The sequence below is a fragment of the Flavobacterium sp. CG_9.1 genome (assembly GCF_015751645.1).
GTDB lineage: Bacteria > Bacteroidota > Bacteroidia > Flavobacteriales > Flavobacteriaceae > Flavobacterium > Flavobacterium xanthum.
Map to the genome: position 1 here is coordinate 14,642 of NZ_JADOVC010000026.1, position 24,526 is coordinate 39,167.

Here is a 24,526-nt window from a genome sequence, read left to right on the forward strand (position 1 = left end):
TGTTATTATATATTTGGGAGTCATGATGAACGATAAATTTTACAGACCAATATCAGCGTATACAGCAGTAAGTGATATAATTGCAAAAACGGATAGAATACTGGGAAAAACCAGCGGTATTTCCGTTGCTATTGAGAAATCAACCAGTTTTATGCGAGATGCTGAAAATGTAACAAAATATGCAAGAAGTGTCATGCCATTGTTAGATTCTATTGCATGGTTTAAAAATGATGCATTGGTTACATATTCCAATTCTGCATCTGTCGCAATGGATTATTCCCTAGCAATAGATTACCCAAAGTTACCAACGGTGCCAAAATTGATTCTTGATTTAAATAATACTACTAATAGTGCTTTAAAAGGTGTTTTTACCACTCAAAGCAATTGGCAAATGATTATGCCAGCTATTTCAGAAAGTTCTGCTGAGAAGAACGCCATAAACATAATTTCAGGTTTAAATGCTGCTTCAAAAAGTATGGCTGATGTGGTTAAGATTTCTGAATCAATTTTCCGGTTTGATTCCAACATAAAAAATCTTTATAAGCTTATCAATGGCTTGGACGAGTATGATGATGAATTTCAAATCGATATTGATGGCCAATTAACTGCTGCACTAACCTATGATATTGATAATGCAACTTCAGAGGGGAACAAAATAGCAATTACATATGTGACAAAATATATTCTTGATACGTTCAGTGAAATGTCCGAGAATTATAAAAGTGGTAAAGACAAAGAACTTTTTGTCAAATGGATAACTGATTTTTTAGATAATTTAAAAGACACAGGCGTGCGTGTAATAGCCATAAAACTTTTGGTGTGTTGTATTGTTGTACCCTTATTTAGTAGTGTTAAGGAAATGCTGATGGATGATAAAGTTTCAAAAGAGACCATCTACATTACAGAATCTGCTTTTGAAACCGTTACGACAAATATAAAATTTCTAAAAGAAAGTCCAGATAACAGGCTAAAAGTGAAGTTCACAATTCCTATTGGTACAAAACTAACAGTTCTTCAAAATGAAGGAAAATGGATAAAAGTAAAATTTGTATCGGATTGTGTTTATTATAGTGGATGGACACTAAACAATAACTTATAAGTAATGTTGAACAAAAGAAGTCAGTGTTAAGAGATGACGAAACTTTTCCAATTTGCTGCAAAGAAGATACTGACTCAATAATTGCACATAAGGTAACTGAGGAAATTACAATTGGTTTTTTTTTGAAAGAAGGGCAAATAGGTGCAATTTATAAACGTAAATTATCAGCAGATGGAAAGTCGCTCACTGCTATTTTTTCAGGCATTGACAAAGAAAACAAACCATATTTTAACGTTATTGAATATTCTGTATAAATAAACTGCTTATATAAACATTAGAATAACTGCCTATAATAAGCAAGACTTCATGCGGTCTGCAAGCCCCGCCAAGAATTCGCTGTTGAAAGGAACCAGAGGTAGTTAAAAAATAATAATAATTGTAATTTAGATCTAATATATTTACTTTCTAATGAACAAAATTGAGTTCGTCTGGGTATCTATAGACGAACTGACATTAACAGAAAACTTTATGAAATATATCAATAAATAGAATATGAAAGCATTTGCAGAAATTGATAGTTATAGGTTTAAAGATAACCTAATTAATAATTTAAAGAAAGAAATTGAAGGTAATGACAAGCAATATTTATTGGGAATTGATGAAGAAGAATACATTTCCTACTTAATTGCAGAATATACAATTGAATCTTTAAAAGTATATTTTGATTCTGAAGTTATTGAAAAACCAATAACGCGAAAAGAAATAGTTGAAGATAGATTCTATAAAGAAAAATATGAAACTGATGTGTATCATTTTACTGTTTCCTATTCATTTACCGGAGCAGCAGTATTATTTCAAGTAAGACCCAGTTCATGGGTTATGAGAACCCAGGAGATTAACGTCAACGATTATAATAATACTGTTTCCTTTAGTTTCAAATTATATAAAAAAGATCCTAATGAATTTAAGAATGCTAAGAATGAATTTCAAAGAGGAGCATTTGCTAATCTTGACAATGTAAATATTGAAGCGCAGGGATGGAATAACAGTTTAGAAAGTACTGTAAAGTCTCTTTTCAAACAACAAAAAAATAAATATTTGGAAGAGGATGACTTTTTTACTGCTATTAATGTAAAAGTCGATGATCAGACAAAATCTGTCTTCTCAACTCCAACAATAAAAAAGAAAATTGTTCCTCAGCCCAGAGTACCAAAAAATCAAGAGTTTGCTTCTGAACCGATGATGGCAAAAGAGATGTATGAAGATATCTTAAAGGTCATATATGATTTTGGAAAAAGTATGGAAAAAAAGCCTTCAACATATAAAAATAAAGATGAAGAAGGACTAAGAGATCAATTTCTATTGTTATTAGAAACTCGATATGATAATACTACAGCTTCGGGAGAAACATTTAATCGAGCCGGCAAAACAGATATAATTCTTAAATATGCTAAAGATAATTCAAATTTGTTTGTAGCAGAGTGCAAATTTTGGCATGGCAATTCAGAATTTCAAAAGGCGATCTTTCAATTATTTGATAGGTATTTGACATGGCGAGATTCAAAAGCTGCTTTGATAATTTTTGTCACAAACAAAGAGTTTTCTAATGTTTTAAACACTATTAGACAAGAAGCTCCGAAACATCCCTACTTCGTTAAACAACCAAGTGGAAGAGGAGAGTCATCTTTTAGTTATATATTTCATCTTCCGCAAGATCAGAAAAAAGAAGTCTATTTTGAAATTATAGTTTTTCATTATGATTAAGGCTTCGGCTAACAGACGTAGCCGTTGCACAACCTTATGGAAATCTAAATCTTTAAAAAAGTAGCATAATAAACAACCTCGTTTTTGATATTAATATGGAACCAAAAATAAAAGTTGCGAAAGCATTTCACGATTGTAAAGCAAAAGCTATTGACAAAATAAATACTTGTTTTCATCCTGATTGTAGCGAAAAATCTATTAGTTCTCATATTCTTCAGAAAAATGGAATACTTTCATCCATTGCCGAAGATGGACATGTAATTGAAATGCAAATAAATAAATTCAACGAAAATGTGCATTCTTTTAGAAAGATTGGAATTAACAAAGCTTTTTCGTTTAATTGCTTTTGTTCAACACATGATACTGAATTATTTAAAACTATTGAAGTAGAAGAAATTGATTTCTCTAATTACAGAAACCTTTTATTATTCACATTACGAACTGTTTATAATGAAAAATTCAGGAAATTAGTAAACGTAAGTATGTATGAGTGCTTGATTGCCAATCATTCTGACTTATTTGATATGGCGGTTTTAAATGGTTCACTTTCACAAGAAAAACTCGGGATAAATGATTTACAAAAAACAGAAAATGTAATTTGGAAAGATTTAAATAATAGTTCAGAATCATATGTTTTTAAAGTTAGAGAAATATCGATAAAAGGCATTTGTTTATCAGCATTCTACAACTATGAAACAAGTTTGGAATTGCAACAATACATCAGAAAGTATCGAAAAGATAAAGAAGACGTAAGTGATATTTTTGTAAATCTATTTCCAAATAAAGATAAGTCAGTTTTTATGATGGCTTATAAAAAAGAAAATGAATCGGATGTAAAAGCTTATGTAAATGAGTTCTTCACTGACAGTGAAAAAAGGCTTGAAAGAAAAATTACTAATCTGATGATGTTCCAATGCGAAACTTGGGTAATTTCAAATAACTTTTATTCTAAAAAAATAAATAAAAATGAGGGAGCTTTTTCATATGCTGCATCATTTTCATGTGAAAATATGAATGAAAGAAAATTTTTTGATTTAAATATATTTCATGAAAGTTTTGCAAATAAATATAGAATCTTCAAAAAAAATGCACTTGAATATCTTCGTATATATGGTAATTAAAGTACCATGTGCCAACAGCAGGGGGGTCTTTGCGTGTGTAGCAGGAAAAATGAAAACTCAGGTTGAACAGAACCGGTTATAAGTCCTATTTATGTAAATTGATCTCTTTGATCATCCGTTCGGTTTTTGCATGCTGCTGTTTCATTTTTTTATCATGTGTCTTTTGTTTTCTTTCGAAAGTGACTTGTTCCTGATGCAGTTCTTTGTTTATTTGGACAAGTTCTTTTTTTAAATCCAAAGTTTTATTATAACTATAAGTCAAGAGAGCCAATAACAATGTAATACTGAAGAAATAAAAACGATATTACAATAGTAAATATTTTAGTATTTCAATTTTTTTTGATAGCATATCGTACAGTTTTAAAGCGTTCTTTTGAAAAAAATTACAGACCAAGATAAATCTACTACAAATTACAAAAAGAATCTATTCTTGAACTATTTATTCCAAACTCTTTAATCTAAATTAGACCATTGAAAATCCTAACTTGTCTTTTTGATAATTTTATTATTGATGCTGTTTAACATTTTGTTTCTTAAAATCATCATGTCCTCACTTACTTTTTTATCCAACACCTTTGCATAATGCTGGGTGGTACGTAAGTTTTTATGTCCAAGCATTTTGCTTACGCTTTCTATAGGAACTCCGTTTGTGAGCGTAACTGTAGTTGCAAATGTATGCCGGGCAATGTGGAAGGTGAGTTCTTTGTCGATTTCACAAACACCGGCAATTTCTTTTAAATAGGCATTCATTTTCTGGTTGCTCAAAATGGGTAGCAGTTTGTTTTGATTGCAGCATTCCGGATGATCTTCGTATTTATCAATAATCATTTGGGTTATTGGAAGAATTGGAATCTTCGAAGCTGTTTCTGTTTTCTGGCGGTGGGTAAATATCCATTTCTCTCCGTCAATACCGATGCTTATGTGGGACTTTGTTAAGTTTTTGACATCAATGTATGCCAAGCCGGTAAAGCAGCTAAAAAGGAAGATATCGCGCACTAAGGATAGCCTTTCTGTTTTGAAATCTTTGTTGATGATATTCTGAATTTCTCCCTCTGATAAATATACCCGTTCCACTTCTCTGACTTTGGCTTTGTAGTTGCTGAAAGGGTTTCTATCAATCCAATTATTGGCCAAACATATCTTGATGATTTTACTGAAGTTCTTGATGTATTTCACCGCCGTGTTATTCGCGCAATTCCGAACGCTGCGCAAGTAGAACTCATAATCGGTTATAAAGGCATGATTTATTTTGTCGATTTCGATATCGGAAACTTTGTATTTCCATTCCAGGAAATCAATGGTGTGTTTTAAAGAAGTATTGTAACGCTCCAGTGTTCCTGGTGCATATTCTTTCCCTACCAATTCTTTGATTTTATTGTTGTGGTCTTTGAAGATAGGGATGAGGGTTCTTTGACGTTCTTTGATACCCAGTAATTTGTTTTTTAATGTTTCGGAATTTATAGGAATATCGGTTTTGATTAAGTTTTTCTCAGCATCGTATATTTTGGATTTCAAATATTCAAGATGTCCATTTATTGAACGAGCTTCTTCTGAGGTACCCCTCATTTTAGACATTTCGGTATGCCATTTGGCGGGGTCTATAAACTTTCCTGTACTATTATCAATGCGTTTGCCATTGATAGTTATTCTTTGAAAAATAGGAACTAACCCTTGTGCGTTGACTTTGGCTCTTTTTAAGTAAAAGAGGATTGAGATGTTTTCATTCATAGCTGGTGACCTTTAAGTTAATAGAAATTTAAAATTAATATCAACACAAAACAAGATGTCCATTTAATGAACTCCTTGCTATTACTGGGTTTACCATAGGTAGGGGCACAATGTTTTTGAATTTTGCAAGTGCCCCGAATAGTACCCCTTTTAATATGATAAACTATGAATAATTTGGAAGGGGTATAAAAGAAAAAACCCTCTAAATCATAAGATTTAAAGGGTTTTAGTAGGTTATTTGAATTAACCAGCGGAGAAAGAGGGATTCGAACCCCCGGACCTGTTACAGTCAACAGTTTTCAAGACTGCCGCATTCGACCGCTCTGCCATTTCTCCAGTCTGTCGCTTTCATTACCTGATTGCGAGTGCAAATATAAGAACCTTTTTTGGTTATGCAAATCTATTTTTATAAAAAAAGCATCTATTTTTTTGACTATTTTTTAACCGTTTCATTTTGTATGCTTTAGGCTTAAAATATTTTAAAAAAAAAGTAATTAAAAGTTTTAATACTTTACATATTCGGTTATTTCGAGTCCATATCCAATCATACCAACTCGTTTAGTACCCTCTGTATTGGAAACTAATCTTATTTTTGAGATATCAATATCATGTAAAATTTGCGCGCCAATTCCAAAATCCTTGCTATCTATAATGATTTTTGGTGCTTTCATTTGTCCAGATTCTTGTAATGATTTAAGCTCAGTAAGGCGACTTAGTAAATTCACTGATTGCATGTCTTGATTGATAAAAATGAAAGCGCCTTTACCGTGTTCATTAATAACCTTGAACATATCGTCTAGTTGCTGATCAACGTTATTAGTTAGAGTTCCCAATAAGTCATTATTAACTTGTGTGGAATGTATTCTAGTTAATATTGGTTCTCCTAAATTCCAAGTCCCTTTAGTTAAAGCGATGTGTATTTGTTTATTGGTGGTTTGTTGGTACGCTCGCAACCTGAAATTACCAAAGCGAGTCTCAATATCAAAATCTTCCTTTTTAATAATTAAGCTGTCATGTTGCATTCGGTAGGCAACTAGCGCTTCAATTGAAACTAATTTTAAATCGAATTTTTTTGCCACCGCTACTAACTGCGGAAGTCGCGCCATGGTTCCATCTTCATTCATTATTTCTACAATCACACCAGCTGATTTAAACCCAGCTAAACGAGCAAAATCAATTGCTGCCTCTGTATGTCCCGTTCTTCTTAAAACACCACCTTGTTTAGCAATAAGAGGGAAAATATGACCTGGTCTTGCCAAATCATGCGGTTTGGTTTCTGGATTGACCAATGCCAAAACTGTTTTTGCTCTATCTGCTGCAGATATCCCTGTTGTTACGCCGTTTCCTCTTAAATCTACTGAAACCGTGAACGCAGTTTCCATTGGATCCGTATTATTAGTAACCATAACATGTAATCCCAATTCTTTGCAACGGCTTTCTGTCAACGGAGCACATATTAATCCTCGGCCGTGTGTGGCCATGAAATTAATCATTTCTGTAGTCACTTTTTCGGCTGCAGCCAAAAAATCACCTTCGTTTTCTCGGTCTTCATCATCTACAACAATTATAATTTTTCCTTGACGAATAGCTTCTATTGCTTCTTCAATTGTATTGAGTTCTATTTTATTTAAATCCATTGTGGGTATTAGTTTCGTGATGGGAATATTTTTTTTAGTACTTTTTGAAAGGGAGCCAAAATGACATCCATGTTTATTAATCCAATATCGTTTGTAGCTCTGTAGGTCAATAATACTGCTAATGGCGTCAAAATAATTGAAGATAACCAAGCGCCCATAAAGGGGGTCATTCCGTTTTCTTGAGCAATTCTTTTTCCAAAAGTATTTATAAAATGAAAGGTGATGAATATTAAAACCGCAAAAACAATAGGAAGACCGAGACCTCCTTTTCTAATGATAGCGCCTAAAGGGGCACCGATAAAAAACATTAGAAAACAAGCAAATACAATTACAAATTTGTCATAATAAGCAAGTAAATGTCTGTTTATATTTTTTTGTTTATTAAAAAAATCAGTTTTAGAAGTATCAATCGAGTAGGTTGTACTTGCTACATTGCTACTGGCTATTTTTAAAATATCTGATTTTTGTTGATTAGTATATAACGACAAGATATTATTGGGAAGTGGTTTGCTTTTTGCAGATGCGATCAGCTGTTTTTTCGGAGGGAAAGCAATTCTGCTATTGCTGTTCTCTGTAAACGAAATGATATCGGTTTTCATGTTTTTATTCAATGAATCCAACGTGTAATTTAGTTCGTTAACAGTAAGCATTGTATTTGTATTGGCTACGGATTCATCATTTACATCCACTTTATTCAATTCTGATAAATCAATATTAATGATTTGCTTTTTAAAAGAGCTTTTTGCAAAAGGCATTTTACTGCGGTCCTCGTATTTTTTTGGAACAATATCCTCATAATAATAGCCATTATTAAGTACTAATTGGAGAATACTAGATTCTTCACTACTTATTAATTCTCCGTCTTTTGCTTTTATCACGGTTTTACTCCCGTCACCAATTTTTGACTTTTTATGAATTGTGATACCAGTTAGTGTATTGCCTTCAGCGCCACTTTTTTTATTGACTTTGATATTATAAAAGCCAACATCATTAAATTGTCCTTCGGCTATAGCCAAAGCGGGTTTTACTTGCGCAATGTTTTTTCTAAAATTGATAAACTTATATTCGGCATAAGGAATTACATTATTCGAAAAGAAGAAAGCAACGATACTTAATAAAACAATAAATACGGTTAAACTTCTCATGGCTCGCTGTAGCGAAATTCCAGAAGATTTCATCGCCGCAAATTCATAATTCTCCGCTAAATTTCCAAAAGTCATTATGGAAGATAAGAGTATCGAAAGGGGTAAAACTAGGGGTACAATTCTAGGCATAGAAAAAGCTAGGAATTTAATAATCATTAATAGATCTAAATCTTTCCCGGCTAATTCCGATATGAATAACCACACGGTTTGAAGTATGAATATAAAAAACAGGATTACAAATACAGTAGTAAATGTAGTCAAAAAGGTTTTTAATAAGTATTTGTCAAGAATTTTCACCTAGTACATTAATCTAATTTGTTGATGTAGTAATTTGGATATTTACTCCCCGCAAATGTAAATTGATTTTTTGACAAAGGTTGGTTGGTTTTAAAAGAATTAACCGTTAATGTTGTCTTTGTTCCTTTTTTACCCACTTCAATCAAATTATAAATGTGTTTTGTTTGCACATCAATTCCCAGTAATACTTCTTTTCTTTGGTCTTTGGCACTTACAGGAACCAGTTTGATGTATTGAATTTTTCTTCCTTTTACATTTTGCAAAATATCCATGCTATATTTGTAACCAGAATTGAAAAAAGTAAGCATTTTAGAAGGTGTTATAGCATTATCATCCTTTTCATTAACAGTAGAAATGGTGATTTCTTCATCCTCTGGAACTATAGTATATGTTTTTTGTCCGTCAAATATTTTTGTAACTCCCATAAAGTTCAAAACATATTGGTTTCCTTTCATGGTAACATTTCCTTTACTATCTTGATTGATATTCTCTTTTGCATTATTCAAAGAATATTTAAAATCTATTGTTATGTTGTTATAGCTTTTAACTTTAGCTGTAACTTGATCTAAAAGGTCTTTTGCTTTTTTATCTTGTGCTTGAATCGAAAAACCAAAAAGGAATAAGGCCATTATAAAAAGGAGTCTTTTGCCCATAGTTTGTGTATAATTTTGTTTAGAATCTTGAATGTTTGATTTCATTGTATTAATTGTTTTGTTCATTGTTGAAAAATTGATCAAGAGAACTCATATCTAGAATGTTTACACTTCGTGCTTTACTTCCTTCAAATGGGCCAACAATTCCAGCAGCTTCTAATTGATCGATTAATCGGCCGGCTCTGTTGTAGCCTAATTTTAGTTTTCTTTGTAGCAAGGAAGCCGATCCTTGTTGTGCATTTACAATGATTTCTGCGGCTTCTCTAAACAAAGTATCTCTATCGGATATGTTCATATCAAGATTAATGCCACTTTCCTCTCCAACGAACTCTGGAAGTAAATAAGCGGTCGCATATGCTTTTTGAGAGCCAATGAATTCCGTTATCTTTTCTACTTCTGGTGTATCTATAAAAGCGCATTGCACCCGCACGACATCATTTCCATTCGTGTAAAGCATATCACCACGTCCTATTAACTGATCAGCACCTTGCGTATCTAAAATAGTTCTAGAATCAATTTTTGAAGTAACTCTAAACGCTATTCTGGCAGGGAAATTGGCTTTTATCAAACCGGTAATTACATTTACAGATGGTCTTTGCGTGGCTATAATTAAGTGAATTCCAATGGCTCTAGCTAATTGTGCTAAACGAGCAATAGGAACTTCTACTTCTTTACCAGCGGTCATAATCAAATCGGCAAACTCATCAACAACTAGAACAATATAAGGCAAAAAACGGTGTCCGTTTTCAGGATTCAATTTTCGAGCTTTAAATTTATCGTTGTATTCTTTGATGTTACGCACCATAGCATCTTTCAATAATGAATAACGGTTGTCCATTTCCACACAAAGCGAATTCAAAGTATTCACCACTTTTGCATTGTCTGTAATAATAGCGTCATCCATATCTGGAAGTTTTGCTAAATAATGCCTTTCTATTTTATTGAAAAGCGTTAACTCGACTTTCTTAGGATCGACTAAAACAAACTTTACTTCCGCGGGATGTTTTTTATACAAAAGCGAAGTCAAAACGGCATTTAATCCTACTGATTTTCCTTGTCCGGTCGCACCAGCCATCAATAAGTGAGGCATTTTGGCTAAATCGACTACAAAAGTTTCATTCGAAATTGTTTTTCCAAGAGCAATAGGTAATTCCATTTCAGCCTCTTGGAATTTGGCAGAGCCAATAACACTCTTCATCGACACCATTGTTGGATTTTTGTTAGGAACCTCAATTCCTATCGTTCCTTTTCCTGGAATAGGCGCAATGATACGAATACCCAATGCCGACAGCGATAAGGCAATATCATCCTCTAAACTCTTGATTTTAGAAATACGAATTCCTGCTTCTGGAACAATTTCATATAAAGTTACTGATGGTCCAACAGTAGCTTTTATTTGAGCAATCTCTATTTTGTAATTGCGAAGCGTATCTACAATTCGGTTTTTATTTTCTTCTAATTCTTCCTGGTTGATGGTAATTCCTCCCGTTGAATATTCCTTTAATAAATCGATTGTGGGGAATTTGTAATTGGATAAATCCAAAGTTGGATCGAATAATCCAAAGTCAGCTACTAATCTTGACGCCAAGTTTTCCTCAATAATGTCCTCTTCCGGCGCTGTTTCTATAACAAAAGTATCTAAGGGATTGGAAATTATTTCTGGAGCTGCGATGGGTGTAACTTCCATGGCAAGCGGCTTCGCGATAGGATCTCTGTTGATATCAGAGGAATGGCTGATGGTTGGCTTTAATGCTTCTTTATTGATTTCGAATTGTGAACCATTCGTTTTGATGTGAATGGTATCTAATTCTTCTTCGGCAACTGCAAATTCCTCTAAATTATAATCTCCTTTCTTATTATTAAAAGGAGTAGGGATAGCAACGGCTTTAATTTCTTTTTTTGTGTTTTCAAAAAAGGACTGAATGCTTTCAGGCGAAAGTTTGATTTTAAAAATCACGTAGATGATTAATCCAAACAATAAAATCAATAAAGTTCCTGGTTTTCCAATGTAATCTTGTAGAAATAAATTTAATTCGTACCCAATTGTTCCTCCTAATTCAGGCGCTGACGTTGCAAAAAAACCAAATAAGACGGATAAAATAATAATTACAAATAAATCCCAAAACCAGATGGTCTTTAATTTTCGTACACTTATACCCAGCACCATGTAGATTCCAGAGAGGAAAAACAAACGCACAAATATAAATGCAGCAATCCCAAATCCTTTGTAAATAAGTAAATCAGCCAAGAATGCACCAAATTTACCGAGCCAGTTTTGGACGATCTCGGATCGATTGGTTAATTCTTGAACGGCACTTTGATCTTGTTGTCCGAAAATAAAAAACGACACAAAGGCAAATAGTAAAGCAACGGAGAATAAAACCAGTAAAGCACCAAATACAATTTTATGTTGTTTGGTTAAATGCAATGGAATTTTTGCCTCTGATTTAGTAACGGTTTTTTTGTTCAAAGGGACTGTTTTTGTTGTTTTTGCCATTCTTTTTTTGTGCTACTACCTAAAAAATAAGTGGTATGTATATGATTAATCCAATTATTATCGCTGTCATAGCGGCAAAAAATACCGCTCCCGCAGCAATATCTTTAATGAAGCCAATTCTTTCATGATAATTAGGATGAATAAAATCGGCTATTTTTTCAATGGCTGTATTCAAACCTTCAATACTTAAAACCAATCCGATAGCTAAGGTTTGAAAAAGCCATTCCGTTTTGGAAATACCAAAATAAAAACCTGCTGTGGTAACCAAAATCCCTAAAGAAAATTGGACCATAACGCTGTGTTCAGTGGTGATTAGTTTTAAAGCTCCTTTAAGGGCATACGAAACACTTTTTAATCTTCCTGAAAAAAAAGTATTGTCTTTTTGAAATTCCATCAAGTTACGATTAAAGTACGGCTAATGCAGCTTCATAATTTGGTTCATCAGCAATTTCAGGTACTTGTTCTGTATGGATAATTGTTCCGTTTTCATCAAGAACTATCACAACTCTTGAATGCAATCCTGCCAAAGGTCCGTCCAAAATTTCTAAACCATTAGTTTTGCCAAATTCACCGTCTTGAAAATCAGATAAATTAACGACATTATCTAGTCCTTCAGCACCACAAAAACGTTTTTGTGCAAATGGTAAGTCTCTTGAAACACATAAAACAGTGGTGTTTTTTAATGCACTGGCACTTTCATTGAATTTTCTAACGGATGCTGCGCAAGTTCCTGTATCAACACTAGGAAAAATATTTAAGACTAGTTTTTTACCCGCAAAATCACTTAATGAAACTATTGATAAATCTGTTTTAACTAATTTTAAATCAGCTATTTTAGTACCTACTTTTGGTAATTCTCCTGAAGTGTGGATTGGATTTCCGCCTAATGTTATTGAAGCCATGATGTTTGTTTTTTTGTGAGGTTCAAAAGTATGAAAATTATTTAAGAATAAGTTCTCAAATAGTGGTTTAAAGTTTGCTTTTTGGATCGATGTGTAAACCTTTAGAGTATAATGTGTTTGGGTAATGGCATAAAAAAAACGCACTCGTTTAGGAGTGCGTTAGGAAATTAGGCATTGCAACTTTATATTATTTGTCTATAGAACCCAAAACGCGTTTCATAAAAGAGTTCAAAGCCTCCTTTTTATCTGTTCCGGTTTTTACCAGTTTATTTACTTCTAAAGCACCGTACATATTCGAAATTAATTCCCCAATTACATCTAATTCTTCCTCTTTCAAAGATGAAATTTCACTCATTGCTTCCAGAACCTCAATAGTTTCGATGATGTAATCTTCATCATTTTCTTCTATAAATTGTGTCAAATGCTTAATTACAGGTAATTTCATTTTTATTTGTTTATGCGGTTATTCATTGATTTGTTTATTTCTTAAGTCTATTGCGGTTTATAACAACTGAACTCTAAGATAAATTCAACTTTTAAACGATTTCGTTCACTAATTCAATTAGCACTTCTTGCTTGTTTGTTTGTGTTTCGTTCACCAGTTTACCATTCACAAAAGTGGCAAAAGTAGGCAAGTTGCTCACGTTAGCAAGTTTTCTGGATTCAGGAAAATTCTCAGCATCGACAAGAGCAAATGTGATCGCTTCGTTTTCTGTAGCTAATTTTTTGAATTTTGGCTTCATAATTCGGCAATTTCCACACCATGATGCCGAAAATTGAACGACTACTTTTTCATTTTTGGTAATTAAATCCTGTAACGTATCTTCAGTTAATTCGATTAACATAAGTTTGTTTTTTAAGGTTGAAAGAGGCAAAGGTTCAAAGGGACAAAGTTTTTAGAACTTCGTGAATTTGCACAACAAAAAACCTTTGTTGCTCAGGACCTCTGAACCTTTGTATCTTTATTTTTATTAGTTTAAACTTAAATATTCAGCAGTGCTCTCTCTGTCAGCGCTCATGGCTTCTTTTCCAGCTTCCCAGTTTGCAGGACAAACTTCCCCTTTTTCTTGAATGTGCGTGAACGCATCGACCATACGTAAATACTCATTTACATTACGACCTAACGGCATGTCATTTACACTTTCGTGGAAAATTTTTCCAGTTTCATCAATAAGGTAAGTAGCTCTATACGTAACATTAGATCCTTCAATGATAATAGAATCCGTTTCTTCGCTGTAACCCGTTGATTCAATATCAAGGATTCCTAAAATATTAGATAAGTTTCTATTTGTATCAGCAAGAATAGGGTAGGTAACCCCTTCAATTCCACCATTATTTTTTGCGGTATTTAACCAAGCAAAATGTACTTCGTTTGTATCGCAAGATGCACCGATAACTATTGTATTTCTTTTTTCGAATTCTGGTAAAGCCGCTTGAAAAGCATGTAATTCAGTTGGACAAACAAAAGTGAAGTCTTTTGGATACCAAAACAAAAGTACTTTTTTGTTTTTAGTCGTCGCTTCTTCAAATATGTTGATTTTTAAATTATCACCCATTTCAGAAATAGCATCTACTGCAATACTTGGAAATTTTTTACCTACTAATGACATTTTATTTACTTTTTAAGTTATTTTTTGATGGTGCAAAAGTAGACAGACAAAAGGGAAAATGAAATAATTTTTAATTATAAATATTTATTTTAAAATAGGGAATTACTATGATTCTTCATTTAAGCTATTAACACGTAAATTACAAGTTGTTAATCATCACAGGAAGAGTTCCTTTGCAAAAAGTATCATTTAAAAGTTGTTCCGCAGCAACTTCTTGAAATTCATCAAAATCTTGATATAATTCTACAATTCCCAGAGTATGTTGAAGATTTGGGATGACTTGGAGCACGTAAGGATTTCCAAAAACATATAAAATACATTTTTTGGTAGAAAAAAAAGTACCTAAAAATTGAAGCACATCTTCTTCAATGCCGAAATTATTTAAAGGTTTAGTCTTTGGAACAAACAAAGAAATGAGTATGGTGTCAAATTTATGCAAGTTCTTTTCCAGATCATTTAGAATGGAGCTACCTCCAGTTTGATAATTAAATTCAGGAGAAGACAAAGCTGGAGATAATGTTTTAAAAAATACAGTATCAAGATCTTTATAAAGGCTTATTTTTGCGAAGCCGTCTCGATTTTTAGCCTCAAAAACTGCTATAGAATTGTGATTGTCTTTTATTTTTGTAATGCAGTTTTGAGCAATTCTTAGGTTTAGTTCCGAAGTAGTTTCAAAATCAAAATCACTTTTTGAAAAATTTAGCAAACTCAAATTTCCATCTACAATTCCTGCTTTTTGTTTGCATTTCCACAGGCGTTGAAAACTAGCCTCGATACGATCGGTTGTTGCCTTTTTTAAGATTTCCTGTATTCCTTCGGGAACATTTTCAGCAAAACACAATACATCATTTCCAGCATTGAAAGCTTCCCATTCCAACTGTCCCTTTTTTTCATACAAACTCGAAACACTTCGCATGTTCAACGCATCCGAAATAATTAAACCATTGTATCCTAATTGCTTTCGCAAAAGTGTTTCTATAACCGATTTTGATAGCGTTGCTGAAGTATCTTTTCCATCGTTTAAAGCAGGAACGGCCAAATGACCAATCATAATAGAATCGACATTGTGGGCGATTCCTTCTATAAAAGGGACTAATTCATTGGCTAATAATTCTTCGAGTGTTTCTTTTAAAACGGGTAATCCTAAATGCGAATCGACATTTGTATTTCCGTGTCCAGGAAAATGTTTGAGACAACCTAAAACACCTACATCATTCATTCCCTTGAGATATTCTAAAGCAAAAGTACTTACTTTTTCTTTATGCTCTCCAAAGGAACGGTACCCAATAACTGGATTATTGGAGTTATTATTGATGTCTGCTAACGGCGCCAAATTATACTGTATCCCAACCGATTTTAAGTCTAAGCCGATTTGTTTTCCTACTTCGTAAACCAAATTTTTTTCACTTTCTGGTAAAGCTCCAAGCGTGATGGCATAAGGATATTGAGGTGTTTTTTCGACGCGCATGGCTAAACCCCATTCGGCATCAATGCTCATCAATAAAGGAGTCGTAGCACACTTTTGATATCGAGCAATAAGTTCTTTTAATCGCTGACAACTTCCGTCATTTAAGATTACCTTTTTCTTGGTTTCATAATTAGTAGCAGCACTTGCACGGCTGTGGAAAAAAGTTAATCCACCTATATTATGTTTTTTAATTAGCAATTCGGTAGCTTGAATATTTTCTTCTGTATCATTAATGAAAACTGCGGGAAAGAAAAATTGTCCTATTTTTTGTTCTAAGGTCATTTTGAAATGGGTATAATACTAATTTTAAACATAAAAGACATGGAAGGTAAAGTATTGATCATAAAATATTTATATAAGTAGTTCCAGAAATACCAATTTTAAGCGTGTTTTATGTACTTTTATAACTTGTCTATTCTAAAAAAAGCTATTCTGTTTTTTCTTGTTCTGATTTCTTCCCAAAATCCTTAGGAAAAATCAAAAAACGGGATAAAATCAATCCCGGAATGGTAGCGAGGAAAACCCATATAAAGAAATTTCCATAGCCTAAATATTCTTGAATAAATCCACTTAACATTCCTGGCAGCATCATTCCAAGCGCCATAAATCCTGTGGCAATAGAATAATGCGATGTTTTTGATTCGCCATCAGCTACATAAATCAAATACATCATGAAAGCGGCAAAACCAAAACCATAACCAAATTGTTCCGCAATAACGGTTGCATAAATGTAGAAAACGGATCCCGGATGAAAATGCGAAAGGAGTATGAATCCTATAATGGGCAAATGCATGGCCAAAATCATAGGCAACATCCATTTTCCTAATCCATCTCTTGAAATAACAATTCCTCCTATAATGCCACCAATTGTAAGTGAAAGTACGCCGAAAGTTCCGTAAATAACGCCAACATCTTGCGTGGTTAATCCCATACCACCAGCACTGATTGGATCAATTAAAAACGGAGTTAACATTTTTAATAATTGAGATTCACCCAATCTAAAGAGAAGAATAAACGCCAAAACTAAGCCTATTTGTTTCTTTTGAAAAAAAGTGGCAAAAACTTCCCCAAAACTTTTATGCGGAATCGAAACTGTTTTCATTACTGCCATTTTTGCTTCAATGTTTGCAGTCGAAAAATAATTATAAATGGTAATTACAGTCATAATCAATCCTACTACTATCATTGTATACGACCATGCTTTTTGTTTATCGCCATATTCTTGTTCAAGATAACCGGCAATAACCACGATTAATCCGTTTCCAGTAAGCATGGAAAGCCTGTAAAAAGTACTACGAATTCCAAGGAAAAAGGATTGTTGTTCTTTTTCTAAAACCACCAAATAAAAACCGTCACTAGCAACATCATTGGAGGCTGAAGCAAATGCGGCAACCCAAAAAATTGCTAAACTGATGACAAAAAAATTACTCAAAGGAATTGTTAAACCCACAATTAAAAAAGCTAAGGAAATGAGCAATTGCATGCTTACAAACCATTTTCTTTTAGTAGAATAAAGATCAATAAACGGACTCCATAACGGTTTTATTACCCAAGGTAAATAAAGTAAACTAGTGTAAATACCTATATCTTCATTGTTGATTCCAAGGTTTTTATACATAATTACCGAAACCGAAATAATTATGGCATAGGGCAATCCTGAAGCAAAGTTTAAAGTAGGAATCCAATTCCAAGGGCTATTGTCTTTTTTCATTTAGGGCAAATTATATTCAATTGAAATTAAAGCGTAAAGTTTACTAAAGTTGCTTCACTTTCATTGCCATAAAAATCGATGAATGTAATGGCACATGTATTACTTTTATCTAGTTTGTAAGATGGAATTACTATTTCTAAAGCTTCTTTTTTATCATTAAAAGCAATTTTATCTATAATCTGACTTGGATCATTGATGTCAAGTGCGGTTTGGGTTGTAGGACCATAAATCATAACATAGCGTACAGAGCTATTTAACGGATAGTTTACATTAAAACGGGAAGAAAGTGCATTTTTTGCAATCGAGTTTACAGTTGGAACTTCCGCTACTTTGCGAATTAAATTTGGAACTACATTGGGAAGAGCGGGATATTTATACTGATTTTCCAGCAGCAACTTAGTTACACTTTGATTTCTATTCAAAAATGATTTGGCACTAAAAAAAGCATTTCCCTGAACATTTTTATAGGATCTTGTGATGTCAATCTGATTGGGTATTTCATTTGGATTATTCCATCTTTTATCGGAATCGGTATTTATTTTATAGGTTCCATTTCCGATATAGATTGCGGTATTCGTAGAGTTTTCAGACCACCAACGCAATAATTTTGAATACGAAGCTTTGGGATGATCCATGCTCCAATACAATTGTGGAACAAGATAATCAATCCATTTGTTTTCCATCCAAGCCAAAGGATCAGCAAATAAATCATCGTAATTTGTTTGTCCTGCTTCTGTTTCTGAACCTCTTGGATCAACTGATTTATTTCTCCAAACCCCAAAAGGACTGATGCCAAATTGTACCCATGGTTTTATATTTTTTATAGAAACCGATACTTCTTTTACAAAAGTATTCACATTGGAGCGTCTCCAATCCGCTATACTCATTCCGTTTCCATACGTGCTAAAAGAGGCGGTATCGTCAAATAATTCTCCTTTTATTCTATATGGATAAAAATAATCATCAAAATGAATGGCATCAATATCATAATTTTGAACTACTTCTTCAACCACTTTCAATAAATGGTTTTGAACTTCCGGTAATGCCGGATTGTAATAATATTTCCCACCGTATTTAATCATCCATTCTGGATGTTTGAAATAATCGTGCTCGGGACTCAAAAGCGATGTGTTGTAATCCATTGTAGCGCGATATGGATTTAACCATGCATGAAATTCAAACCCACGGGCATGAGTTTCAGCAATCATCCAAGCTAATGTATCAAAATAAGGTTTTGGTGCTTGTCCTTCTTTTCCAGTTAAAAAACGAGACCAAGGCGCTAATTTTGTCGGGTAAAAAGCATCTCCCACACTTCTTATCTGAACAATAACGGCATTATAATTTAACTTTTTGTAGGTGTCTAAAATCTCAATGTAGTCTGCTTTTTGTTTAGCAACGTTGTCAGTACTAGTCTTTGGCCAATCAATATTTACAACGGTAGCAATCCAAACGGCCCTAAATTCATTTTTTGGATTGGTTGCCAATGCTTGTGCGTTGCTATTCCAAATGGAAAGCAGTAGAAACGCAAGAAGCAAAAGAGTGTGCTTGTGATTTTTCATTAGAGTCCTGTATTTAAAGTATTCAAAAATAGTTTTTTTAGTGAAATGGACCAGCTAAAATGCTTTTAAAATTTCATCTATTTTAATAGCGCAATTTCTTTGCCAATTTTTTCAAAAGAAGTTCAAAAAGTACTTTGCCCTAAATAATAAAAGGATTTGAATATTTCCTAATTGTTTTAATCGAATCCATTGCTATATATTTATATTTGTGAAAATAAAAGCAATTTACCCTACGCAATGTCAATCTCATCTCAATTACAGCAATTATCTCAATCATTAGAAGGAACCCTTTTACATGATGAACTTCATAAAACCTTATACGCTACAGATGCTTCTGCGTACCGAATACTGCCAATTGCTGTTGCTGTACCAAAATCAGAGGAAGATATTGTCAAAATTATTCGCTTTGCAGCAAAAAATAAGATTTCAATTACGCCCAGAACGGCAGGAACTTCTTTAGCGGGTCAAACGGTAGGTAATGGAATAATAGTAGATGTTTCGAAACATTTTACGAAAATTGTTGCTTTTGATTCCATAAAAAAAACGGTTACCGTTCAGCCAGGAGTGATTCGGGACGAACTGAATTTGTATTTAAAAGAACACGGATTGTTTTTTGGACCTAATACTTCAACCTCAAATCGATGCATGATGGGAGGAATGGTAGGCAATAATTCTTCGGGAACCACATCTATTCGGTACGGAGTTACCCGAGATAAAATTGTGGAAATCAAAGCGGTTTTGAGTGATGGGACTTTGGCAGTATTTAAAGAAATAACGTCGGCGGAATTCATTGAAAAAACAAAAGGGAACACCCTCGAAAGTTCCATTTACAAAACCATTTTTGAAGAACTTTCGAACACAAAAAATCAAGAAGAAATTATAAAAGAATTTCCAAAACCTGAAATTCACAGAAGAAATACCGGATACGCGATTGATTTATTATTAAAATCAGAACTTTTTGGAGGAACAGAAAATACAATAAATTTAGGAAAACTCCTTTGCGGAAGCGAGGGAACGCTCGCTTTTACAACCGAAATTACGTTGAAAGTGGACGATGTACCTCCTACGAATAATATTATGGTTGTGGCTCATTTTCATACCATTCAGGAAAGTTTAGAAGCTGTGGTTACGGCTATGAAACATCATTTGTACACCTGTGAAATGATGGATGACACGATTTTGGATTGTACTAAAACCAACAGAGAGCAAGCCAAAAACAGATTCTTTATTCAAGGAGAACCAAAAGCGGTTATCATGCTAGAAGTGGCTTCACATATTAGCATGGAAGATGCCGAAGTACAAGCAAATGCGTTGATTGCTGATTTAGAAAGAAATAATTTTGGATATGCTTTGCCTAAAATTTACGGAGCTAATATTGCTAAAATAAATGAGTTGCGAAAAGCAGGTCTTGGACTTTTAGGCAGTATTGTCGGCGATAATAAAGCGGCAGATTCTATTGAAGATACCGCTGTTGAGTTGAGCGATTTGCCCAATTATATTGCCGAATTCTCTGCGATGATGGAACGCCACGGTCAGAGTGCCATTTACTATGCACACGCCGGAGCTGGAGAATTGCATTTGCGACCAGTTTTAAATTTAAAGACAACAGAAGGACTGCATCAATTTAGAAACATCGCAACCGAAGTGGCTATTTTGGTCAAAAAATATAGAGGTTCCTTAAGTGGAGAACACGGTGACGGAATTGTTAGAGGTGAGTTTTTACCTTTTATGATTGGAGATCAAAACTACGAACTCTTGAAAAGAATTAAACTTGCTTTTGATCCTCATACGATCCTAAATGTAGGGAAAATTGTGAATGCTTTCAAAATGGATGAAAACCTTCGGGTAGAATCTGGCAGAGCCGAACCCGAGATACAAACCATTCAGGATTTCTCGGACAGCATGGGGATTTTGCGTGCTGCAGAAAAATGCAACGGCTCCGGTGATTGCAGAAAATTACCTTCGGCAGGTGGAACCTTGTGTCCCAGTTATCGCGCTACACGAAATGAAAAAGATACCACTCGGGCTAGAGCCAATGCGCTAAGAGAATATTTGACTCATTCAGATAAAGAGAATAAATTTGACCATGAAGAATTGTATAAGGTATTTGAATTGTGTGTGAGTTGTAAAGCTTGTGCCAGCGAATGTCCTAGTAATGTAGATGTGGCCGCTATGAAATCAGAGTTTTTGTACCACTATCAAAAAGCAAATGGTTTTTTATGGCGCAATAAAGTTTTTGCTTTTAACGCTAAACTAAATGGTTTAGGTAGCATTGTTCCTCGGTTTACTAATTTTATGGTGAATTTGCCGATGGTGAAAAAAACTATGGGAATTGCGTCCCAAAGAGAAGTACCATTATTGGCTCCAAATACTTTTAGAAAATGGTATGAGAAAAATTGGAACCAGGCGCCAAGTGCTTCATTTGTAAATGGAAAAGTCTGCTTGTTTTGTGATGAATTTACTAATTATTATGATGTTTCGGTGGGGATTGATGCCTATGAATTATTAACGTCATTAGGCTATGAAGTGATTTTGGTAGATCATGAGGAAAGTGGAAGGGCTTTTATTTCAAAAGGCTTTCTTGAAGAAGCCAAAGCCATTGCCAATACTAATGTGGCTGTTTTTTCGGATTATATTACTGCTGAATTTCCTTTAATAGGAATAGAACCTTCAGCCATATTAACCTTTAGAGATGAATACATCCGATTGGCTGATGATAAGGAAAGTGCCGAAAAATTAGCCAAGAACGTATTTACAATTGAAGAGTTTTTTAAAAACGAGATTACTGCAGGGAAAATACATTCAGACCAATTTTCTGATGAGCAGAAAACAATAAAAATTCATGGCCATTGTCACCAAAAGTCCTTGAGTACAATGGAAGCGACTTTTGCGATGTTAAATGTTCCTAAAAACAGTTCAGTTACTATTTATAACTCGGGTTGTTGTGGCATGGCAGGTTCTTTTGGATATGAAAAAGAACATTATGAAATTAGTATGCAAATGGGAGAAGATACGTTGTTTCCAAAAATTAGAGCCACTGATGCTGCGACTGCCATTGCCGCGGCAGGAACGAGTTGCCGCCACCAGATTTATGATGGAACCAGCAGAAAAGCCTTGCATCCAGTTTCTATTTTAAAGAGCTGCTTGAAGTAAGGACGACCTTAAACCGATTGTAATACGAAAACGAATTCTTACTTTTTTAAAATTATTTTCCTTTTAAAAGTTTTATTAAGTTTAATTTGACTTTTTAAATAAATAAAATAAACTATTTTAACTTTTTTTTTAAAATAATATAAAAAATAGTTGGAGAAACTGTATTAGTTCAATTTGTTTTATACTTTTGAATTTCGAACATTATTTGCACGATTTAGAGGATAAAAATATACAATTCACAGTATATTAATTTTTAATGATAAAATTCACAATATGGCATTAAAGGGTTTATTTAGAAAAAAAACAGTACAGGATATTTTAAAACAGGTGGAGAAGAATAATGCCGATGGACATAATGCGCTAGGTAAGCATTTGACAGCGCGTGATTTGACTGCCTTTGGAATTGCTGCTATTGTAGGAGCGGGTATATTTAGTACTATTGGAAAAGCCAGTTCTGATGGAGGACCAGCTGTTATTTTTCTATTCTTGTTTACTGCTATTGCTTGTAGTTTTGCCGCTTTCGCTTATGCAGAATTTGCTTCTATGGTTCCGGTTTCCGGAAGTGCTTACACGTATTCTTATGTTGCTTTTGGTGAAATTATAGCTTGGATTATTGGTTGGGCCTTGATTATGGAATATTCTGTGGGTAATATAACTGTTGCTATTTCATGGAGTGATTATTTTACGAGTTTACTAGATAGTGGAGGCATTCATCTACCACAATGGGTTCAGATGGATTTCTTGTCTGCCTCCAGAGGTTTCGATGACGCTACTGCGCTAATGCAAGGGGGAAAAGAATATGCTAAATTGAGTCCGGCTTTGCAAGATGCTTATATGGCATGGACCACTTCACCAGTGATAGGTTCGTTTCATTTTGTAGCGGATCTCCCAGCCTTATTGATTATTGTTTTAATTACCGCCTTGATTTACCGTGGAATGAAAGAATCTCGAAATGCGAGTAATATCATGGTAGTAGTGAAATTATGTATCGTTTTACTGGTGATTGCGGTTGGGGTGTTTTACGTAGATACGGCAAATTGGGATCCTTTTGCTCCTAATGGGGTTACTGGAGTTTTAAAAGGAGTATCTGCTGTATTTTTTGCTTATATCGGTTTTGATGCCATTTCAACAACTGCCGAAGAATGTAAAGATCCACAGCGTGATTTGCCAAAAGGGATGATGTGGGCTATTATTATATGTACTATTTTATATATTGCCATAGCGTTAGTATTAACGGGAATGGTTTCTTATGATCAATTAAATGTAGGTGATCCACTGGCTTTTGTATTTGAAAAATTAGACTTGAAATGGATGTCGGGAATTATTGCGGTTAGTGCTGTGGTGGCAATGGCTAGTGTTTTATTGGTTTTTCAAATGGGACAACCGCGTATCTGGATGAGTATGAGTCGTGATGGTTTGTTACCAAAGCGTTTCTCAAAAGTACATCCAAAATACAAAACACCTTCTTACGCGACTATTGTTACCGGATTTGTGGTGGCAGTTCCAGCATTGTTTTTAAACTTGACTTTGGTGACTGATTTATGTAGTATTGGAACTTTATTTGCTTTTGTATTGGTTTGTGCAGGAGTGTTAGTATTGCAAAATAGAACCGATATTCCTCGTGGAAAATTCAAAACCCCTTATGTAAATTCAAAATTTATATTGCCCGTTTTGATTGTAATTGGATTGGTATTTGCTTTTGGTTACAACAAAAAAGCGACAATGGATTTCATTACTAATGAAACTCAAATCAATAGCTCAGAAGCAATTATTACTTCATTAAACAAAGAGGAAACCAAAAAAGTATATGCTTACTTAGTAGGTATAGATGCCAAAAACAGTACGGATAAAACCCCAGATTTAGAACTTTTATTAAATCAGTATCAGAAAGATGACGCCAAATATTCTAATGTTATTGCAGGTTTGCCCTTAGCAGATTCAGTTAAATATGAAAGTGGATTTAGTTTGTTCAAGCATAAAATTCCAATGTGGATTTTCCTTATTGTTATGATAGGATTAGTCGTATGGTCTTACAGATCAAACTTATCATTGATACCATTATTAGGTCTTATATCTTGTTTGTATATGATGGCAGAATTGAGTGTTTGGAACTGGATTTATTTTGGAATTTGGTTGTTGATCGGTTTGGTGGTCTATTTCAGTTTTGGTCGAAAGAATAGCAAATTGAATATTTAAAAATATTTTAAAATCTTTAGAACCGTCTTTTTAATAGGAGACGGTT

Annotated in this window: 19 protein-coding genes and 1 tRNA gene; 6 read left to right on the forward strand and 14 right to left on the reverse strand. The window is 33.8% G+C overall.

Going from position 1 to position 24,526, the window contains the following annotated elements:
- Window positions 1-22 precede the first annotated feature (22 nt).
- From IWX83_RS13185 to IWX83_RS13200, 4 genes are all read left to right on the forward strand, one after another.
- On the forward strand, window positions 23-1,099 hold the full coding sequence (locus IWX83_RS13185) for a hypothetical protein (RefSeq protein ID WP_196830257.1): 1,077 nt from the start codon (window positions 23-25) through the stop codon (window positions 1,097-1,099).
- A gap of 23 nt (window positions 1,100-1,122) precedes the next feature.
- The gene (locus IWX83_RS13190) at window positions 1,123-1,353 is read left to right on the forward strand and encodes a hypothetical protein (RefSeq protein ID WP_196830259.1); all 231 of its coding nucleotides are present in this window, start codon (window positions 1,123-1,125) and stop codon (window positions 1,351-1,353) included.
- A 238-nt stretch (window positions 1,354-1,591) separates the two neighbouring features.
- The gene (locus tag IWX83_RS13195; protein WP_196830260.1) at window positions 1,592-2,803 is read left to right on the forward strand and encodes a hypothetical protein; all 1,212 of its coding nucleotides are present in this window, start codon (window positions 1,592-1,594) and stop codon (window positions 2,801-2,803) included.
- Window positions 2,804-2,898: 95 nt separating this feature from the next.
- Window positions 2,899-3,924, forward strand: a complete 1,026-nt coding sequence (locus IWX83_RS13200) for a hypothetical protein (protein ID WP_196830262.1) — start codon at window positions 2,899-2,901, stop codon at window positions 3,922-3,924.
- Window positions 3,925-4,404: 480 nt separating this feature from the next.
- On the opposite strand, the gene IWX83_RS13205 is transcribed toward IWX83_RS13200, so the two are convergent.
- The 14 genes from IWX83_RS13205 to IWX83_RS13270 form a co-directional block, all read right to left on the reverse strand.
- Window positions 4,405-5,652 carry a site-specific integrase gene (locus IWX83_RS13205; RefSeq protein WP_196830264.1) on the reverse strand — a complete coding sequence of 416 codons (1,248 nt, stop codon included), beginning with the start codon at window positions 5,650-5,652 and terminating at the stop codon, window positions 4,405-4,407.
- Between the two features lie 251 nt (window positions 5,653-5,903).
- Window positions 5,904-5,988 (reverse strand) — tRNA-Ser (locus IWX83_RS13210).
- A gap of 167 nt (window positions 5,989-6,155) precedes the next feature.
- Window positions 6,156-7,289 (reverse strand): 3,4-dihydroxy-2-butanone-4-phosphate synthase, encoded by a 1,134-nt coding sequence (ribB, locus tag IWX83_RS13215; RefSeq protein WP_196830265.1) that lies wholly within the window; start codon window positions 7,287-7,289, stop codon window positions 6,156-6,158.
- Between the two features lie 8 nt (window positions 7,290-7,297).
- Window positions 7,298-8,731, reverse strand: a complete 1,434-nt coding sequence (locus IWX83_RS13220; RefSeq protein ID WP_196830267.1) for an LptF/LptG family permease — start codon at window positions 8,729-8,731, stop codon at window positions 7,298-7,300.
- Window positions 8,732-8,739: 8 nt separating this feature from the next.
- Window positions 8,740-9,429: an outer membrane lipoprotein carrier protein LolA gene (locus IWX83_RS13225; protein ID WP_073354621.1), complete on the reverse strand. Its 690-nt coding sequence runs from the start codon at window positions 9,427-9,429 to the stop codon at window positions 8,740-8,742.
- A gap of 4 nt (window positions 9,430-9,433) precedes the next feature.
- On the reverse strand, window positions 9,434-11,881 hold the full coding sequence (locus IWX83_RS13230) for a DNA translocase FtsK (RefSeq protein WP_196830268.1): 2,448 nt from the start codon (window positions 11,879-11,881) through the stop codon (window positions 9,434-9,436).
- 19 nt (window positions 11,882-11,900) lie between these two features.
- On the reverse strand, window positions 11,901-12,275 hold the full coding sequence (locus IWX83_RS13235; protein ID WP_073354590.1) for a diacylglycerol kinase family protein: 375 nt from the start codon (window positions 12,273-12,275) through the stop codon (window positions 11,901-11,903).
- A 10-nt stretch (window positions 12,276-12,285) separates the two neighbouring features.
- Entirely contained in the window at window positions 12,286-12,783 is a 498-nt protein-coding gene (gene tpx / locus IWX83_RS13240; protein WP_196830270.1) for a thiol peroxidase, read from the reverse strand.
- 187 nt (window positions 12,784-12,970) lie between these two features.
- Entirely contained in the window at window positions 12,971-13,228 is a 258-nt protein-coding gene (locus tag IWX83_RS13245; RefSeq protein ID WP_066077240.1) for a hypothetical protein, read from the reverse strand.
- A 91-nt stretch (window positions 13,229-13,319) separates the two neighbouring features.
- A complete protein-coding gene (locus tag IWX83_RS13250; RefSeq protein WP_073354585.1) occupies window positions 13,320-13,628 on the reverse strand; it encodes a co-chaperone YbbN in 309 nt (102 codons plus the stop codon).
- A 126-nt stretch (window positions 13,629-13,754) separates the two neighbouring features.
- On the reverse strand, window positions 13,755-14,393 hold the full coding sequence (locus tag IWX83_RS13255) for a peroxiredoxin (protein WP_073354583.1): 639 nt from the start codon (window positions 14,391-14,393) through the stop codon (window positions 13,755-13,757).
- A gap of 139 nt (window positions 14,394-14,532) precedes the next feature.
- Window positions 14,533-16,143 (reverse strand): glycoside hydrolase family 3 protein, encoded by a 1,611-nt coding sequence (locus IWX83_RS13260; RefSeq protein WP_196830278.1) that lies wholly within the window; start codon window positions 16,141-16,143, stop codon window positions 14,533-14,535.
- A gap of 145 nt (window positions 16,144-16,288) precedes the next feature.
- A complete protein-coding gene (locus IWX83_RS13265; RefSeq protein WP_196830280.1) occupies window positions 16,289-17,572 on the reverse strand; it encodes an MFS transporter in 1,284 nt (427 codons plus the stop codon).
- Between the two features lie 26 nt (window positions 17,573-17,598).
- Entirely contained in the window at window positions 17,599-19,131 is a 1,533-nt protein-coding gene (locus IWX83_RS13270; RefSeq protein ID WP_196830282.1) for a glycoside hydrolase family 10 protein, read from the reverse strand.
- Window positions 19,132-19,368: 237 nt separating this feature from the next.
- Here IWX83_RS13270 and IWX83_RS13275 point away from each other — a divergent pair, with 237 nt between their 5' ends.
- Complete coding sequence (locus IWX83_RS13275; protein ID WP_196830284.1) at window positions 19,369-22,284, forward strand: FAD-binding and (Fe-S)-binding domain-containing protein; 2,916 nt, start codon at window positions 19,369-19,371, stop codon at window positions 22,282-22,284.
- A 273-nt stretch (window positions 22,285-22,557) separates the two neighbouring features.
- Window positions 22,558-24,480 (forward strand): amino acid permease, encoded by a 1,923-nt coding sequence (locus tag IWX83_RS13280; protein ID WP_196830286.1) that lies wholly within the window; start codon window positions 22,558-22,560, stop codon window positions 24,478-24,480.
- Window positions 24,481-24,526 lie beyond the last annotated feature (46 nt).